This is a genomic window from Mycobacterium sp. NS-7484 (genome assembly GCF_001953975.1).
Taxonomy (GTDB): Bacteria; Actinomycetota; Actinomycetes; order Mycobacteriales; family Mycobacteriaceae; genus Mycobacterium.
The window spans coordinates 38,159-53,831 of sequence record NZ_MBEJ01000121.1 but is presented as its reverse complement, the minus strand read 5'-3'; the positions used below and the strand labels follow the sequence as shown (position 1 = coordinate 53,831).

At 66.7% G+C, this 15,673-nt stretch carries 14 protein-coding genes and 1 pseudogene; 7 read left to right on the top strand and 8 right to left on the bottom strand.

Annotated elements, in window-relative coordinates:
- The first annotated feature begins 13 nt into the window (after nucleotides 1–13).
- The 5 genes from A5733_RS21715 (at nucleotide 14) to A5733_RS21695 (ending at nucleotide 5,633) form a co-directional block, all read left to right on the top strand.
- Nucleotides 14–1,831 (top strand): glycoside hydrolase family 15 protein, encoded by a 1,818-nt coding sequence (locus A5733_RS21715; RefSeq protein WP_076241630.1) that lies wholly within the window; start codon nucleotides 14–16, stop codon nucleotides 1,829–1,831.
- Complete coding sequence (locus tag A5733_RS21710) at nucleotides 1,792–2,844, top strand: SDR family oxidoreductase (protein WP_076241629.1); 1,053 nt, start codon at nucleotides 1,792–1,794, stop codon at nucleotides 2,842–2,844. Before A5733_RS21715 ends, A5733_RS21710 begins: the two co-directional genes overlap by 40 nt.
- Nucleotides 2,841–3,281, top strand: coding sequence for a hypothetical protein (locus A5733_RS21705; RefSeq protein WP_076241628.1), 441 nt, complete (start codon nucleotides 2,841–2,843; stop codon nucleotides 3,279–3,281). The genes A5733_RS21710 and A5733_RS21705 overlap by 4 nt, the downstream gene beginning before the upstream one ends.
- Before the next feature lie 5 nt (nucleotides 3,282–3,286).
- Nucleotides 3,287–3,997 (top strand): gluconate 2-dehydrogenase subunit 3 family protein, encoded by a 711-nt coding sequence (locus tag A5733_RS21700; RefSeq protein ID WP_076241627.1) that lies wholly within the window; start codon nucleotides 3,287–3,289, stop codon nucleotides 3,995–3,997.
- Nucleotides 3,998–4,082: 85 nt separating this feature from the next.
- A complete protein-coding gene (locus A5733_RS21695) occupies nucleotides 4,083–5,633 on the top strand; it encodes a GMC family oxidoreductase (RefSeq protein ID WP_231965636.1) in 1,551 nt (516 codons plus the stop codon).
- 35 nt (nucleotides 5,634–5,668) lie between these two features.
- On the opposite strand, the gene A5733_RS21690 is transcribed toward A5733_RS21695, so the two are convergent.
- The 7 genes and pseudogenes from A5733_RS21690 to prpD form a co-directional block, all read right to left on the bottom strand.
- Nucleotides 5,669–6,319, bottom strand: a complete 651-nt coding sequence (locus A5733_RS21690; RefSeq protein WP_076241626.1) for a dihydrofolate reductase family protein — start codon at nucleotides 6,317–6,319, stop codon at nucleotides 5,669–5,671.
- Nucleotides 6,320–6,398: 79 nt separating this feature from the next.
- Nucleotides 6,399–7,955, bottom strand: a complete 1,557-nt coding sequence (gene mbtM, locus A5733_RS21685) for a long-chain-fatty acid--ACP ligase MbtM (protein WP_076241625.1) — start codon at nucleotides 7,953–7,955, stop codon at nucleotides 6,399–6,401.
- Nucleotides 7,952–8,224: pseudogene (locus A5733_RS21680) on the bottom strand (acyl carrier protein); the annotation flags it as partial. The gene mbtM and the pseudogene A5733_RS21680, both read right to left, overlap by 4 nt.
- 81 nt (nucleotides 8,225–8,305) lie before the next feature.
- Entirely contained in the window at nucleotides 8,306–8,572 is a 267-nt protein-coding gene (locus tag A5733_RS21675; protein WP_076241623.1) for a hypothetical protein, read from the bottom strand.
- A gap of 548 nt (nucleotides 8,573–9,120) precedes the next feature.
- Complete coding sequence (locus tag A5733_RS21670; RefSeq protein ID WP_076241622.1) at nucleotides 9,121–10,245, bottom strand: bifunctional 2-methylcitrate synthase/citrate synthase; 1,125 nt, start codon at nucleotides 10,243–10,245, stop codon at nucleotides 9,121–9,123.
- Nucleotides 10,242–11,162 (bottom strand): methylisocitrate lyase, encoded by a 921-nt coding sequence (gene prpB / locus A5733_RS21665; RefSeq protein WP_076241621.1) that lies wholly within the window; start codon nucleotides 11,160–11,162, stop codon nucleotides 10,242–10,244. Before prpB ends, A5733_RS21670 begins: the two co-directional genes overlap by 4 nt.
- 28 nt (nucleotides 11,163–11,190) lie before the next feature.
- Entirely contained in the window at nucleotides 11,191–12,696 is a 1,506-nt protein-coding gene (prpD, locus tag A5733_RS21660; protein WP_076241654.1) for a 2-methylcitrate dehydratase PrpD, read from the bottom strand.
- Nucleotides 12,697–12,780: 84 nt separating this feature from the next.
- Between prpD and A5733_RS21655 the strand changes: the two genes are divergently transcribed.
- Nucleotides 12,781–14,226: a short-chain fatty acyl-CoA regulator family protein gene (locus A5733_RS21655; RefSeq protein ID WP_076241620.1), complete on the top strand. Its 1,446-nt coding sequence runs from the start codon at nucleotides 12,781–12,783 to the stop codon at nucleotides 14,224–14,226.
- Nucleotides 14,227–14,249: 23 nt separating this feature from the next.
- Nucleotides 14,250–14,975 (top strand): DUF2275 domain-containing protein, encoded by a 726-nt coding sequence (locus A5733_RS21650; RefSeq protein WP_076241619.1) that lies wholly within the window; start codon nucleotides 14,250–14,252, stop codon nucleotides 14,973–14,975.
- A 4-nt stretch (nucleotides 14,976–14,979) separates the two neighbouring features.
- On the opposite strand, the gene A5733_RS21645 is transcribed toward A5733_RS21650, so the two are convergent.
- A complete protein-coding gene (locus tag A5733_RS21645; RefSeq protein ID WP_076241618.1) occupies nucleotides 14,980–15,639 on the bottom strand; it encodes a DUF5134 domain-containing protein in 660 nt (219 codons plus the stop codon).
- Between the last annotated feature and the right edge of the window lie 34 nt (nucleotides 15,640–15,673).

The following is a 15,673-nucleotide window of genomic DNA, read 5'->3' as shown; positions in this document are numbered from 1 at the left end:
AGAACAGAGGGCAATGGCCAGAGTTGTTCGCGACGCGATCGAGGAACCGCATGTCTTGCGGGAGTATGCGCTGCTGGCCGACGGGCAGCGTGGGGCCCTGATCGGTCCGCGTGGCGACGTGTGCTGGATGTGCGTGCCGGGATGGGATGACGACGCGGTGTTCTCCTCCTTGATCGGCGGCCGAAGCGTTTACGCGATCACCCCGGCCGAGCAATTCGTCTGGGGCGGGCATTACGAAGAAGGCAGTCTGATCTGGCGCTCCCGGTGGGTCACCCGCGACAGCATCATCGAATGTCGCGAAGCCCTCGCCTATCCCGGTCACACCCGGCGGGCGGTTCTGCTACGTCGGCTCATGGCAGTCCGCGGGGACGCCCGGGTGGAGGCGGTGTTCTCCCCGGCGGCCGGCTTCGAACGGCGAACCATGACACATCTGGTCCGCGATCACGACGGTCGTTGGCATGCCATGGTCGGCGAATTGCAGATGCGGCTGTCCGGACTGTCGCACGCCACGGTGTCCCGGGACAGCGGTGTCGCACTGTGTGCCGAGCTGCAAGTGCCCGAGGGCGGCTCCCTCGACACCGTGGTCGAGTTTTCGCTGCCTGGTCCTGCCGAACCGCCTCCCGATCCCGATGCGTTGTGGCGGCGTACCGAAAACCGCTGGCGTGCCGACGTTCCCGCGTTCAGTACCAGCATCGCCGCCAGTGACGCGCGGCATTCGTACGCGGTACTCAAGGGCATGACCGCTGCCGGCGGCGGCACCGTGGCCGCGGCCACGATGAGCCTGCCCGAACGCGCCGACGCCGGACGCAATTACGACTACCGGTACGTGTGGATCCGCGATCAGTGCTACATCGGACAGGCCGCCGCTGTCGACGCCGCCCATCCTCTGCTCGACGATGCCGTCGACTTCGTGGTCCAACGGTTGTCCAGCGACGGGCCCGACCTCAAGCCGGTCTACACCGCCAACGGCGGGCCGGTGACCGACGAAAGCTCGTTACGGCTACCCGGATATCCCGGCGGTTCCGACATTCTCGGCAACCGGGCCCAGCACCAGTTCCAGCTCGACGTCTTCGGCGAGGCGCTGCTGTTGTTCGCGGCTTCGGCCCGCCACGGTCACATCGACGCCGAGCTACACCGTGCCGTCCAGACGGCCGTCGGCGCGATCGGATCGCGATGGCAACAGCCGGATGCCGGTGTCTGGGAGACCGAAACGCGGCGGTGGACCCATTCCCGGCTGACGTGCGTGGCCGGGCTACGGGCCATCGCACCGTTCATCCCGTCCCCCGAAGCCGCCGCCGCCGAGTCGCTGGCCGACACCATTCTTGCCAGCACTGCCGACTGTCGGCACCCGAGCGGCCGTTGGCAACGCGCGCCCGACGACCCGCGCGTCGACGCGGCGCTGCTGGTCGCCGCGATCCGCGGCGCCGTCCCTGCCGACGATCCGCTCAGCGTCGGCACCGTGGGCGCCGTCGGCGCCGAGCTCACCGACGACGGCTTCGTCTACCGCTTCCGCCACGACGACCGGCCGCTGGGGGCCGCCGAGGGCGCATTTGTGTTGTGCGGCTTCTGGTCTGCCCTGGCCAACCATCAGCTGGGCAACGAGGTGGCCGCCGTCCGCCACTTCGAGCGAAACCGCGCGGTCGGGGGGCCACCGGCGTTGTTGTGCGAGGAATTCGACGTGGTGGAACGTCAGCTTCGCGGCAACATCCCACAGGCATTCGCCCACGCACTTCTCATCGAAGCCTCACTACGGCTGGCCGACAGGCCGGCCACTCACCGAAAGGAGTCGCCGTGTCCACCAGATCATCTCGATCACCGCGCACCGTCGTAATCACGGGGGCCAGCGGCGGCATCGGACGCGCCGCAGCGCGGGCATTCGGGTCCCGCGGGGATCGTGTCGCACTGCTGGCGCGCGGCGCCGCAGGCCTGGCAGCCGCCGCCGAGGAAGTCCACAAGGCCGGCGGCCAAGCCATTCAGGTGATCACCGATGTCGCCGACCCGGATCAGGTCGACGCGGCCGCCACCGAAGTCGAAGAGACGTTCGGGCCCATCGACGTCTGGGTCAACGACGCGTTCTCTTCGGTGTTCGCGCCGTTCGCCACCATCACTCCCGAGGAGTTCCGGCGAGTCACCGAGGTGACCTACCTGGGTTTCGTATACGGCACCATGGCCGCGCTGGCTCGCATGCGTCCCCGCGACGCAGGCACCATCATTCAGGTCGGCTCGGCTCTGGGTGTTCGGTCGATTCCGCTACAGTCGGCATACTGCGGCGCCAAGCACGCCATCAACGGTTTCACCGAGTCGTTGCGTGTCGAGCTCCTGCACGAAGGCAGCAACGTCCACGTCACGGTGGTGCAGATGCCGGCCGTGAACACCCCGCAGTTCTCCTGGGTGCGCTCGCGACTGCCGCGCCGGCCACAACCGGTTCCGCCCATCTACCAACCCGAGATCGCAGCCAAGGCAATCACTTTCGCTGCCGATCACCCGACCCGGAAGGAGTACTGGGTCGGGCTCAGCACGGCGGCCACGATCCTGGGCCAGCGGTTGATGCCCTCGGTGCTGGACAGATATCTGGCCAGAACCGGTTACGACAGCCAACAGACCGACGAACCCGCCGACGACCAGCGACCGGACAACTTGTTCTCCCCACTGGACGGCGACGCCGGAACCGACCATGGCGCGCACGGAGTCTTCGACGACCGGTCACACCGCCACTCACCGCAACAGTGGCTCCGCCAGCACGCGGCCCCGGTCGGCGCCACGGCAGCCGGCGCGGTCGCGATGGCCGCGGCCGGCTGGAACCTCCGCCACGCCAACGAATCCCAAGATAAGGACCCGTCATGAATCCCGTCAGAGCCGCCGTGCGGGCGATCCGCACCGGACGCTTCGAACGAACGCTGTCGGCACTCACCGCCGCCGGTGCGGCCATCACCACCGCCGAGATCTACCTGTCCCACGATGCCGCCAGCTTCGGCAACCGGATGATGTACTGGCCGGTCGTCATCGTGCCGACCGCCGTTCCCGCCGGGGTGGCGTCGTTCCTCTCCGCCCGCGCCGCACACACCGTGCTCCCCGCCGCCAGTGTGCTGATCATCGCCAACGGCCTGCAGGGGACATATCTGCACCTGCGTGGTGTCCGGCAACGGCCGGGTGGGTTGACGAAATACAACATGGAGTCCGGTCCGCCGACGTTCGCTCCCCTGCTCGCCTCGCTGGTAGGTGGCATGGGCCTGCTGGCCGCGGTGCTGCGCCGCGAGCAATTCCCGGGCGAAGGTGGTTGAGGCTGATGTGGTTTCGTACGACGGAACACCAGGGCGTGACCCCGCAGGGTCGGGGCAGGTTCGCCGGATTCGATGTGTTGGCCCGGGCCGACGACTGGGATCAGGTGACGGCCGGAGCCGTGCTGTCCCGGCTGGCGCTGCCTGCGAGCCTGGCCTTCTTCACCCCGGCGGAGGTCGGGGTGGCCAAACCGATGTTGGATCTGCTGCTGGCCCAGGACGGTGAACCGCGGGTGCCGGTGCTGGCCATGATCGACGCGCGGCTGGCGACCGACGAAACCGACGGCTGGCACTACGACGACATGCCCGAGGACCGGCAGGCCTGGCGCGACAGCCTCGCCGGCCTCGACGCCGACGCCCACATGCGTTATCGGGCCGGTTTCGCCGAACTCGACGACCACCGCCAGGCCTGGCTGCTCCAGGACGTCCAAGATCTGGCCCACCGCGGTGAGACGTGGCACGGCACCTCCGCGGGCCATGTCTGGAGTTTGTGGACCCGATTCGCGTGCACGGCCTTCTACTCACATCCGTGGGCCTGGAACGAGATGGGCTTCCCCGGCCCGGCCTACCCGCGCGGTTATCTCAACCCCGGCATCAACGCCCGCGAACAATTCGAGGTGGGTGACCATCGGCCCGCCGATCCGGTGCCGTTCGCGGTGCGCGTCGAGCGGGCCCGCCGTCTCGACGACGACCTGCCCGACCGGAGTACCGATGGATAGCTTGGCGGCGGTGCGCCGCCGCAACGCCTCGGCGTGGCTGATTCCCAACGACGGGTCGCGCACCAACCACCGGTTGAGGGCCGATATGCGCCGCTACCAGGCGGACGACGAGGTCGATGTGGTGATCGTCGGCGCCGGGGCGGGTGGTGCGACGCTGGGTCAACGCCTGGCCCGCGCCGGATGGTCCGTGGTGCTCATCGACGCGGGCCCGTTCTGGAACCCCGATACCGACTGGGTCAGTGATGAACGCGGGTCGCACGGTCTGTATTGGACCGACCCGCGTCAGATCGGTGGCGCCGACCCGGTTCCGTTGGGATCGAACAACTCTGGCCGTGGCGTGGGTGGATCGATGGTGCACTACGCCGGTTACACGCCCCGGTTCCACCCGTCCGACTTCCACACCCACAGTCTTGACGGAGTCGGCGCCGACTGGCCGATCGACTATGACGACCTGCGCAGCTACTACGAGCAGATCGAGGCGGAATTGCCGGTGGCCGGCCAGGATTGGCCGTGGGGTGACCCCCACAGTTATCCGCACCGCCCGCATCCGGTCAGCGGCAACGGCTTGGTGGCGCTGCGCGGAGCCCGTGCCCTGGGCATCGACATGCGAGTGGGTCCGGTGGCGATTCCCAACGGACGCTTCGGGAACCGGCCACACTGCATCTACCGTGGCTTCTGCATCCAGGGCTGCAAGGTCAACGCCAAGGCCAGCCCGTTGATCACCCATATCCCGGATGCCCTGGCCCACGGTGCCGAGATCCGGCCCGACAGCCATGTCACCCGGATCCTGGTGGACGACCGGCAACGCCGGGCAACCGGCGTGGAATACCTGCACGACGGCACCCGGCACCGGCAGCGCGCCCGGGCGGTGGTGGTCGCCGGCTACGCCATCGAAACTCCTCGGCTGCTGCTGCTTTCGGCGACATCCGGGTACCCCGAGGGGCTGGGCAACGACCACGACCACGTCGGACGCCACGTCATGGTGCAGGGCGCTCCACAGGTGGCCGGACGCTTCGAAGACGAGATCCGGATGTACAAGGCACCGCCGCCGGAAGCCAGCACCGAGCAGTTCTACGAGACCGATCCGACCAAGCCCTACCGCCGCGGGTTCTCCATCCAGAACGTCAGCCCCTTGCCGATAACCTGGTCTGAACATGTGGCCGCACAGGGGCATTGGGGGAAGACGCTGCGCGAGTACATGCGTGACTACGTGCATTGGGCCACCCTGGGCGCGCTGTGCGAGTTGCTACCTCAGCCGGACAACCGGGTGACCCTATCGGATGAGAAAGACCGCCACGACCTTCCGGTGGCGCATTTCAGCTACAGCCAGTGCGACAACGACAAGAAGCTGATCGCCGCGGCATCCGAGGTGATGTCCGACATGCTGCGCGCGGCCGGCGCGGAGGAAGTCATCACCATCGAACGCTATGCCCATCTGGTGGGCGGTGCCCGGATGGCCTCCCGGCCCGAGGACGGCGTCATCGATCCCGAACATCGGGTGTTCGGGGTGGACCGGCTCTACGTCGTGGACGGCAGCGTGATGCCGACGCAGGGGGCGGCCAACCCGGCCCTGACCATCATGGCGTTGGCCGCGCGGGCAGCCGACCTGATGGTCGAGCATGCCGCGCACTCGTGACGAAGAGCTCCAAAAGGCAGGCCCGGCCGGCGCGGTCACCTGCGCCAGAACAGATGATGGGTGACCGCGCCGCCGGGGCTCGAGACCACATCGTGGTGGAACCGGTCGTCGAGTTCATCGGGCGACTCCCACAGTCGCGACCCGCTTCCCAGCTCGACCGGCGACACCGCGACATGCAGGGTGTCGATCAGGTCGGCGTCGAGAAACTCCCGGATGGTGCTCGCTCCCCCACCCAACCGCACGTCCTTGCCCTGCGCGGCGGCCCGAGCCTGCTCCAGCACGGTCGCCGGATCCGCGTCGACGAAATAGAACGTGGTGTCGGACAAGCGCAACGAGGGCCGCTCGTGGTGGGTCAACACGAACACCGGCGTGTGAAACGGCGGCTCCTCGCCCCACCAGCCCTGCCAGTCGGCGTGATTCTCCCACGGCCCACGGTAGGGACTGAACTTGTTGCGGCCCATGATCTCGGCGCCGATGTTGTGGTGAAAGTCCCGGGTCAGATAGTCGTCCAGGCCGCGGCTCCCGCCAGGCTCCGTCCGGTTGGGCCAGCTCGCCGTGGCACCAGCCCAGGCGAACATCTCGCCAGGTTCGGCATGACCGAACGGTCGCTCGAAACTCTGGTTCTCCCCGGCGCCGAACCCGTCGCCGGAGACGTTGAAGTTCTGGACCTTGAGCAGCTGGGCCACGTGTTCTCTCCCGTTCGGTCAACAATGGATGCTGATTGGACCTGGGAGGAGGGTAAAACTCATCGCACCTCCGGAGCGATTACCGCGCGGCCTCGAGTTGGCGACGGACTTCGAGGCGCCGGAGTTTGCCCGACGACGTGCGCGGCAGCGATCCGGGCGACATCAGCACGACGTCTGCCGGCGTGACACCACAGACCGACACGATTCGCCGGATCACGGCACTGCGGGTGATGTCCTGCTCGGTGCCGACGAACTCCGCTACCACCAGCAATCGTGATTGTGCCGCACCGGATTCCGTGCCGACAGCGACGACCGCTCCTTCGCGGACACCGTCCACCTCTCCCGCGATCTGCTCTATCTCGGTGGGGAAGATATTGCGTCCGGCGATGGTGATCATCTCCTTGGAGCGCCCGCAGATCACGAGCGCGCCGTCCACGAGGTATCCGATGTCGCCGGTCGGGAACCACTGACCATTGGTGCCCACGTCGACGGGCGTTTCGCCCAGATAGGTCCTCATCATCGACGACCCCCTGATCTCGACTTCGCCGGTTGCGCCGGTTTCATCGTGCGCCGACGGGACGATGCGGATCTCCATACCCGGCACCGGCCGCCCCAGCAGCGCGAAGCGCCGGTCGGCGGCAGGCGCGTCGATGCGCAGGCCCTCACCAGGCGCGGGAATGGTGACCGCGCAGGTCGCCTCGGCCATCCCATAGCTGGGCGCCATTGCTCTCGCGTCGAAGCCGAACCTGCTCATGCCGATGGCGAATCGATCGACGCCGGCACAGTCGACGGGCTCACCGCCGTTGATCGCGATGCGGACTGCGCCGAGATCGACGTCGGAGACACGGTTGGCGAAGCGCCCGAGCACCGAGTAACCGAAGTTCGGCCCGGCGGTGAACGTCGCCGCCGATTCGGAAAGCCATTCGGCCCACCGCAGCGGGGCCGCGGAGAAGGCACCGGTCGGCGCCAGCCACAGCGGCATCCCGGACATCGTCGAGGCCAACACCATCGCCAGGCCCATGTCGTGGTAGATCGGCAACCAGGAACAGCAGACATCGTTGCGGCTCAGGGACAATCGCTGCGTGACGGCGAGCATGTTGTTGAGCACCGCCTCGGGCGGCAGCACCGCGGTCCGCGGAGTGCCGGTGGACCCGGCAGTGCCCTGCAGGATTGCGACCTCAGCATGATCGGGATACCGCAGCGGTGTCGAAGTGGGAGTGCGTGCGGCATCGGCGATGTCGCATACGGTCAGCGACGAGTCCACGGCCCGCAACAACTCCAGCGTGCCGCCATAACTGAACACCGTAGTCACGCCGATTCCGGCGAACCTGGACAACGTGGCGTGCGCCCATTCGGACGGATCGGCACGCCGCTGCGGTCGCGGGAGGATCGATACCGCCGCACCCGCGAGCCACGAACCCTGAATGGCGGCAATCAATTCCACGGTCGGCTCGCCCACCAGACCGACTGCGCCGGGCTGGTCACGGCCCAACAGGTAGGCCGCAATGTGCTCGGCGAGCCCGTGCACCTCGGGCCAGGGGCGGCGCTGCCAGGTATCGGTGTCGCGATCCAGGACCACGAGATCATGCGGTGACCCGACCATCGCCTCCCGCAATGCACCTGCGAGCGGGTTCATGCCGCGCTCCTCTGGTCGATCACCGACTGCAGATCCCCTACGGTGTTGCAGGTGATGAGGTCCTCCTCGCTGAGCTGCACACCGAACTTCTCCTCGATGGTCACCAGCCCGACCGCGAATGAAACCGAATCCATGCCGAGATCGTCGACGAGACGCGTACCGGCGCTCAGTGTTTGACATGGGAGTTCGAGATCGTCACGCAGAATCGAGACCAGCCCGTCGGATACGGCGGGCGATGTGGATGAATCGGTAGCGGTCATATGTGATACCCCGGCTGGTCGACGTAACCAGCCGCACCTTTCGTTTGCTTCTGTTGTTGGATCGCAACCGGCCGTTTCCGGCCGGGGTGCTCAGGTCATCCATGTCCGGGCGGTGTCCCGGTCGAGTTGGTAGAGCGCCATCCTGCGGTTGGACATCTCGATCAGTTCGGTATCGCTGGCACCTCGAATGCCGCCCGGCGGCAACAAGTGTCGGACCGGCGGCCGCGGAGCGCGCCGCACGGCGTCGGAAACGGCCTTGGGTTCCCGGGGCAGCACCACGTAGTCCGGTGGGTGACCCTCGTACCGTGTCAGCGTTCGAGCCGTGGCGTCCCCGGCCCGCGATGACGAGGTCGTCATACAGCAGGCTGTGTTCGCCAACGTGGATCACCAGTTGTGCTGTGCCGCAGTACTTCATCACACGTCAAATGCCCATCCCCCTATGTCCGGCTTCGAGTCCGGGGAGCCGCTTCGATGTACCCGCTCCGCCCGAACCCGCAGCCTCCTCAGATCAGCGAGGGTGAGACTAATCAAAAGTTTTCCGATGGTGGGACGTCCCTTTCGGCACACCGGCCGAGTTCAGATGAAGCTCAAAGCAACCGTCAATATTCTCGACGGCCTCAAAAAGCCCAGCACAACAGCATTTTTCGCATCGCTCAGGGGCGCTCCCGACCACCGGCGGTGTCGGCTGGCCTTCGTCTCGCAGACAACGGCTGTCGCGTCTTACCCGCGAACACCGCTGCCGAGCGGGTGGGTGGGTTGTGGTCGAGGTTTTCCGGCGGCGGCGCATCTCAGCCAATTCCGCGTCGGCGTCCTCGCACGATGTGGGCTACCCCACACTCAAGACCGTCGACCAGTACCTTGTCGACCACTTTTCGTTCAGGGCATCAAGCCAATACCGCGAGCAGCTAGGCCAATGAACGTTGCGGACGTCCGCTGTATTCGCTGAGTGGCCGGATCAATGCGTTCGATGCGGCCTGCTCCATGATGTGAGCGGTCCAGCCGGTGATGCGGCTCATCACGAACAACGGGGTGAAGCTCGGAATGTCGAAGCCCATCAGGTAGTAGGCCGGACCGGTGGGAAAGTCGAGGTTGGGTTTGATGTTCGTGGCTGCGAACATCGCGCTCTCCAACACGTGGTAGATGTCCAGCCAGCGCCGGCCATCGCGGACCGCCGCCACCTGCTGCAGGGCGGCCCTCATGGTGGGCACCCGGGAATCACCGTTCTTGTACACCCGGTGGCCGAAGCCCATCACCTTTTCCTTGCGGGACAGCTTGCCGTGCAACCACTCCGCGGCGCGCTCGGCCGAGCCGATTTCGAGCATGTCGTGCATCACGGCTTCGTTGGCGCCGCCGTGCAGCGAACCCTTCAAGGCGCCGATGGCGGCCGTGGTGGCGCTGTAGATGTCGGACTGGGTGGAGGTGACCACCCGCGCGGCGAACGTCGAGGCGTTGAAACTGTGTTCGGCATAGAGGATCATCGACTGCTCGAACGCGTTGACGATCACCGGTTCGGGCGTTTCGCCGAAGCACATCGTGAGAAAGTTTTCCGAGTAGCCCATATGACTGTGGGGGGCAATCGGTTCCAGCCCGCGGCGCCTGCGCATGTCGGCAGCGACAATCGTGGGCAGCACGGCGAACATCCGCAACGCCTTGGCGTAATTCGCCGACGGGCTACTGTCGTCTTCCTCCGGATCTTCGGCGCCCAGGTAGCTGATCGCGGTACGCACGACGTCCATCGGATGACAGTTGTCCGGCAGCTTGGCCAGAAGTGACTGCATCGAGCGGTTGATCCGGCGCGACGCGCGCTCGCGCTGGGTGAACATGGCCAGTTCCTGGTCAGTCGGCAGCTCGCCGTGCCACAGCAGGTAGGCCACCTGCTCGAAGCTGCACTGCGCGGCCAGATCCTGCACCGGATAGCCGCGGTAGGTCAACGTGTTGGTCTCGGGCACGACCTTGGAGATTGCGGTGGTGTCGACGACCACGCCGGCCAGGCCTTTGTGGATCTTCTGGGCGTTCTCGGTGACGGTCATCGTGCCGCTCCTTGCAGCGAGAAGTTGAAGATCTCGGTATCGAACTGGTTGTACTCGGCATAGCGCAGTAGCTCATAGAGCCGGCTGCGGTGTTGCATCTGGTCGAGGAGTCCGGATTGTGTTCCTGCCGAGTCGATCTCGTGTAGCCCCATTTCCACTGCGTGCATGGCCAGCCGCAACGTGGTGACGGGATAGATCACCACGTTGTAGCCGATCTCGGCCAACTGCACCGTCGTCAGCAATTCGGACTTGCCGAACTCGGTCATGTTGGCCAGCAGCGGTACATCGACAGCATTTCGGAACTGCTCGAAATCGGCCGGGGTGTGCAGCGCTTCGGTGAAGATCAGATCCGCACCGGCGTCGGCGTAGGCCTTGGCCCGGTCGATCGCCGCGGGAATCCCTTCAACGGCCGCGGCGTCGGTGCGCGCGCAGATGATGAAGTTCGGGTCCCGACGTGCCGCGACGGCGGCCCGCAGCCGTTTGACCATCTCGGAGCTCTCGATGACGTCCTTGCCGTCGAGGTGCCCACAGCGCTTGGGGTTGACCTGGTCTTCGAGGTGCAGGCCGGCCAGACCGGCGTCCTCGAGCACCGTCACGGTGCGGGCCGCACTCATCGGCTCACCGAATCCGGTGTCGGCGTCGACGAACGTGGGAAGGTCAGTGGCCGAGGCGATCTGGGCGCCGCGGCCGGCCACCTCGGTCAGTGTCGTCAAGCCGATGTCGGGCAGGCCCAAGTCGGCAGACAGGACTGCACCCGAAACGTAGACGCCGTCGAAGCCGATCTCGGCGACCAGCTTTGCCACCAGCGGTGAGAACGCCCCAGGAAACCGAAGCAGCCGGCCCGATTCCAGATCGCGGCGGAACTTTCGACGTTTATCCGATGCCGGCGTGGCAGCGGCGAGCAGCCCGCCGCTCATCTCAAGCCCTCTCTCTTCGCGCAAGCGCTCATCGGAAAATCCCCGAGGGCACCGTCGGCGCCTTCTCCAACACCCGCGGGTCGACCCGCACGTTGAGCGCGCCCAGGCCACCGGATTTGGCCGTCGCGATGTTCTCGACCGCGGACAGGAACCGCGTCTGCTCGTCGGCTTTCACGACACCCTCGGCGAGCTCGGCGAACTTGGCGACGTACTGCTCGCGTTCGAACGGCCGCGCTCCGAGCGGATGGGCGTCGGCCACGGCCAACTCGTCGACGATGGTGTCGCCGTTCTTCAACGTGATGACGGCCTTGGCTCCGAATGCCTTCTCCGCCGGATCATCCGAGTGATATCGCCGGGTCCATTCCGCGTCTTCGACCGTGGAGATCTTGTGCCACAGTTCGACGGTGTCGGGCCGGTGTGCGCGCTCGGGCGCATAGGACCGCTCGTGGTGCCAGGCGCCGTCCTGCAGCGCGACGGCGAAGATGTACATCACCGAGTGATCGAGCGTCTCGCGCGAGGCATCGGGATCGAACTTCTGCGGATCGTTGCTACCGGTGCCGATCACCACGTGCGTGTGGTTGCTGGTGTACAGCACGATCGTGGCGATCTGGTCCAGGTCGCCGATACGTTCGCGCATCCGGCGGGCCAGGTCGATCGGTGCCTGGCTCTGGTATTCGGCCGAGTGTTCCTTGGTGTAGGTGTCCAGGATGGCCCGCTTGGGTTCTCCCGGTGCAGGCAGCGGTACGCGGTACGTGTGCTCTGGACCGGCGAGCAGCCAGGCGATCACGCCGTCCTCGCCCTCCCAGATGGGGGCCGGCGACCCCTCGCCGCGCATGGCACGATCGACGGCCTCGATCGCCACCTTGCCCGCCCAGGCCGGCGCGAAGGCTTTCCAACTGGAGATCAGTCCTTTTCGCGATTGCCGGGTCGCGGTGGTGAGGTGCAGCGCCTGGCCGATCGCGGCGTAGATCGTCTCCGGGTCCAGGCGCAGCATGGCGCCCAGACCGGCGGCCACCGACGGTCCCAGGTGGGCGACGTGGTCGATCTTGTGCTGGTGCAGGCAGATTCCCTTCACCAGGTCGACCTGCGCCTCGTAGGCCGTGGCGATGCCGCGGATCAGGTCGGCGCCGTTCACCCCGAGGTGTTGTCCGACTGCGACGAGCGCCGGGATGTTGTCCCCTGGATGGGAGTATTCGGCGGCCAGGAACGTGTCGTGGAAGTCCAACTCGCGGACCGCGACGCCGTTGGCCCACGCCGCCCATTCCGGCGACACCGTGCCCTCGACACCGAACACTCCTGCGCCGCGTGGCGTCTTGTGCGCGAGCGCCTGGGCGCGGGCGACTGTCACCGGCCGGCGGATCACGGATGCGGCCGACACCGCGGCGTTGTCGATGATGCGATTGATCACCATCGCCTCGGTCTCGGCCGGCACCGCCACGGGGTCGGCCGCCATCTCGGCGATCTTCCAGGCCAGGTGTTCGTTGCGCGGGAAGTCCTCGGCGCTGCGCCGGGTGCGTACCTCGTGGATCTCCATGTTCCGCACGGTACGCATCCACGGCGATCACCGAAACCACCGGTAAATGCGTATTTTTGTGTCCTTTGCCGAGCCCTTTTGCGAATGTTGCGAAAGCCGGTCGGAGTAGTGTCACCGGCGGTGAGCAAGACATTCGCCGGCGCCCGCCTCCGGCGGCTACGCGACGAGAAAGGCCTGACGCAGGTCGCACTGGCGCGTGCGCTGGGCCTGTCCACGAGCTACGTCAACCAGCTGGAGAACGATCAGCGCCCGATCACCGTCCCTGTCCTGATGGCCCTGTCCGATCGTTTCGATCTGCCCACCCACTACTTCGCCCCTGACGCCGACGCCAGGTTGGTGTCGGACCTGCGAGAGATCCTGGCCGACGGTCCGGCCACCACCGCGCAGATCGACGAACTCGTCGCGCGCATGCCCGAGGTGGGGCAGGCGATGGTGGCCATGCATCGTCGGTTGCACGATGCCACCGCCGAACTGGAGGCGGTGCACGGCCGGACCAACCTCGATGCTCAGGCCGGTACCCACAAGCCGATGCCGTTCGAAGAGGTCCGCGACTTTTTCTACGACCGGCGCAATTACGTCGACGCGCTCGACCGCGCCGCCGAAGATCTCTTCGTCCGCCACGGGCTGCAGATCGGCGGGCTCGACCGGCAACTGGCCGATCTGCTGGCCGACGAGTTCGGCGTCTCGGTGGTCGTCGACGACCGAGATGCCTTGGGCCCCAACGTGAAACGGCGGTATCGCGCCGAGTCCGCGACTGTGCAGGTGGCGCGCTGGCTGCTACCCGGTCAACGCGCGTTTCAACTCGCCACGCAAATCGCCCTGCTGCGCCATTCCGACCTGATCAGCTCCGTCGTGGCCACCGATGACCAGTTGAGCCCGGAGGCCAGGGGGGTGGCCCGGATCGGGCTGGCCAATTACTTCGCCGGCGCCCTGCTGCTGCCCTACCGCATGTTTCTGTCCGCCGCCGAAGAGTTGCGCTACGACATCGATCAGCTTGCCCGCCGCTTCGAGATGGGTTTCGAGACCGTCTGCCACCGGCTGTCGACGCTACAACGGCCCGAGGCGCGCGGTGTCCCGTTCATCTTCGTCCGCACCGACAGTGCGGGCAACATCTCGAAACGGCAGTCCGCCACGGCTTTCCACTTCTCGCGGGTCGGCGGCAACTGCCCCTTGTGGGTGGTACATCACGCATTCGCCCGTCCCGGCGAATTCCTCACCCAGGTGGCCCAGATGCCCGACGGCCGCAACTATTTCTGGATCGCGAAGACCTCCTTCTCGGCCCCGAGCCGCTACCTGGGGACGGCCAAGAGCTTTGCCATCGGCCTGGGCTGCGATCTCGCCCATGCCGACAAGCTGATCTACTCGGTGGGTATCGATCTCGGCGATCCGGAGGCCGCGGTGCCCATCGGGGCAGGCTGCCGGATCTGTGATCGGCCCGCGTGTCCGCAACGGGCGTTCCCGTATATGGGCCGAGGGGTACACGTCGATCCGCAGACCAGCAGCAATCTGCCCTATCCGCCGTCCCTCTAGCGGATGTGCAATTCGCGAGGCCGATGCGGAACAATGAAGCGGTGGACTGCGTGGTGGCTCGAGAGGCGCTTTCGGCGCGCCTCGACGGTGAACGCGAGCCCGTTCCCTCCGCACGCGTCGACGAACATCTCCGTGACTGCCGGGAGTGCGCCGCCTGGTATGACCAGGCCGGTGCTCTGACACTGAAGCTCCGCGATCTGGCCGACGGCGCCCTCATCGGCGCGGTGAACGCACCGGCGCGGCATAAGGCCAGCGCGCCGGCCCGCCTCGGCCAGTGGTTGAGCAGCCATCTGCTGTCCATCGCCATCGTGGTGATCGGCGTGGTCCAGGTGGGTTTGGCCGTCGCGCAGGCCGTGGGTGTGCACTTCGGCATGGTCGCGGCACACCATGGCTCGGCCAGCGGGGCTCATCTGCTGAACGAGTCCACGGCCTGGTCGGCCGCGCTGGGCATCACCACGATCGCGATGGCGTTCCGCCGCCGGATTGCCCCGGGTCTGGCGGGGGTGCTGGTGGTCTACTGCGGATTCCTTGCCTACTACGTGGTGACAGACGCACTCGCCGGTCAGGTGACCGCGGTTCGTGTACTGAGCCATCTACCGGTGGCACTGGCCGCGATCGTGTCGATCCTGGTGTCACGCACAAGGCCCCCCGGCGATCCCTCACCCACCGCACGCGAACGCGTCGACGGATCGCAATCGGCTGCGCCCGGCGGTCGCCATCTGCGCGCGGCCGATGATCCGGCTGCCTGACGCGTCAGACCATCACACCGAACATGACCGCCATTCCGGCGGCCATCATGGCCCGGCACAGCGTGCCGAAATGGCCGGAGGGCGGCATGCCCGGCTGTTGAGCCGACCGCTGACGGGCCGCGAAATAGCGGTAGAGCCAGACCCCGACCGCGACGACGAACCCGATGATCAGCGTCCAGTTGACGGCGTTGATCCACACCGGCTGCGCTGCACCGTGTTCCATGACGGCCGGGGCGGCCGGGATGGCTTCGGCCGTATGGGCCGCCATGTGCATGGCGTGTCCGCCATGGCCGGCTGTCACGACCGGGTCACCGTGGGGCGCAAGCACGTTGCCGTTCATGACCGCATACATCCAGGCCATCGCCGCCATCATGACGGCGTGGTAGCCGTTGCCGAGACGGCCGCCGGACGTGGCAATTCTCATCATCCCGGTCAGGAACCAGATGGCAGCCGCCAGGAAGAAGAGCATCGGCCCCAGTGTCGGCAACTCCGCACCGCGTGGCCAGGCCATCACCACCATCGCGACCGCCATCGCCAGGTGCAGCAACTGGCTCACCGCGACGCTCGGACGCTCATACGAGCGCGTAAAGGCATAGATGCATTCGGCCGCACTCAGCGCGAACAGCACCGTCACTACCCAGCGGAGCGCAAGATCGGCGATCATGTGACATTCCTTTGTGCGTAGGCGGGCAGTGATG

Bases quoted from the DNA above. Each gene is read 5' to 3' on its own strand.
- A5733_RS21715 (WP_076241630.1), top strand. From the start codon at position 14: ATGGCCAGAGTTGTTCGCGACGCGATCGAGGAACCGCATGTCTTGCGG.
- A5733_RS21705 (WP_076241628.1), top strand. From the start codon at position 2,841: ATGAATCCCGTCAGAGCCGCCGTGCGGGCGATCCGCACCGGACGCTTC.
- A5733_RS21700 (WP_076241627.1), top strand. From the start codon at position 3,287: ATGTGGTTTCGTACGACGGAACACCAGGGCGTGACCCCGCAGGGTCGG.
- A5733_RS21695 (WP_231965636.1), top strand. From the start codon at position 4,083: ATGCGCCGCTACCAGGCGGACGACGAGGTCGATGTGGTGATCGTCGGC.
- mbtM (WP_076241625.1), bottom strand. From the start codon at position 7,955: ATGAACCCGCTCGCAGGTGCATTGCGGGAGGCGATGGTCGGGTCACCG.
- A5733_RS21675 (WP_076241623.1), bottom strand. From the start codon at position 8,572: ATGACGACCTCGTCATCGCGGGCCGGGGACGCCACGGCTCGAACGCTG.
- A5733_RS21670 (WP_076241622.1), bottom strand. From the start codon at position 10,245: ATGACCGTCACCGAGAACGCCCAGAAGATCCACAAAGGCCTGGCCGGC.
- prpB (WP_076241621.1), bottom strand. From the start codon at position 11,162: ATGAGCGGCGGGCTGCTCGCCGCTGCCACGCCGGCATCGGATAAACGT.
- prpD (WP_076241654.1), bottom strand. From the start codon at position 12,696: ATGGAGATCCACGAGGTACGCACCCGGCGCAGCGCCGAGGACTTCCCG.
- A5733_RS21655 (WP_076241620.1), top strand. From the start codon at position 12,781: ATGTTGCGAAAGCCGGTCGGAGTAGTGTCACCGGCGGTGAGCAAGACA.
- A5733_RS21650 (WP_076241619.1), top strand. From the start codon at position 14,250: ATGCGGAACAATGAAGCGGTGGACTGCGTGGTGGCTCGAGAGGCGCTT.
- A5733_RS21645 (WP_076241618.1), bottom strand. From the start codon at position 15,639: ATGATCGCCGATCTTGCGCTCCGCTGGGTAGTGACGGTGCTGTTCGCG.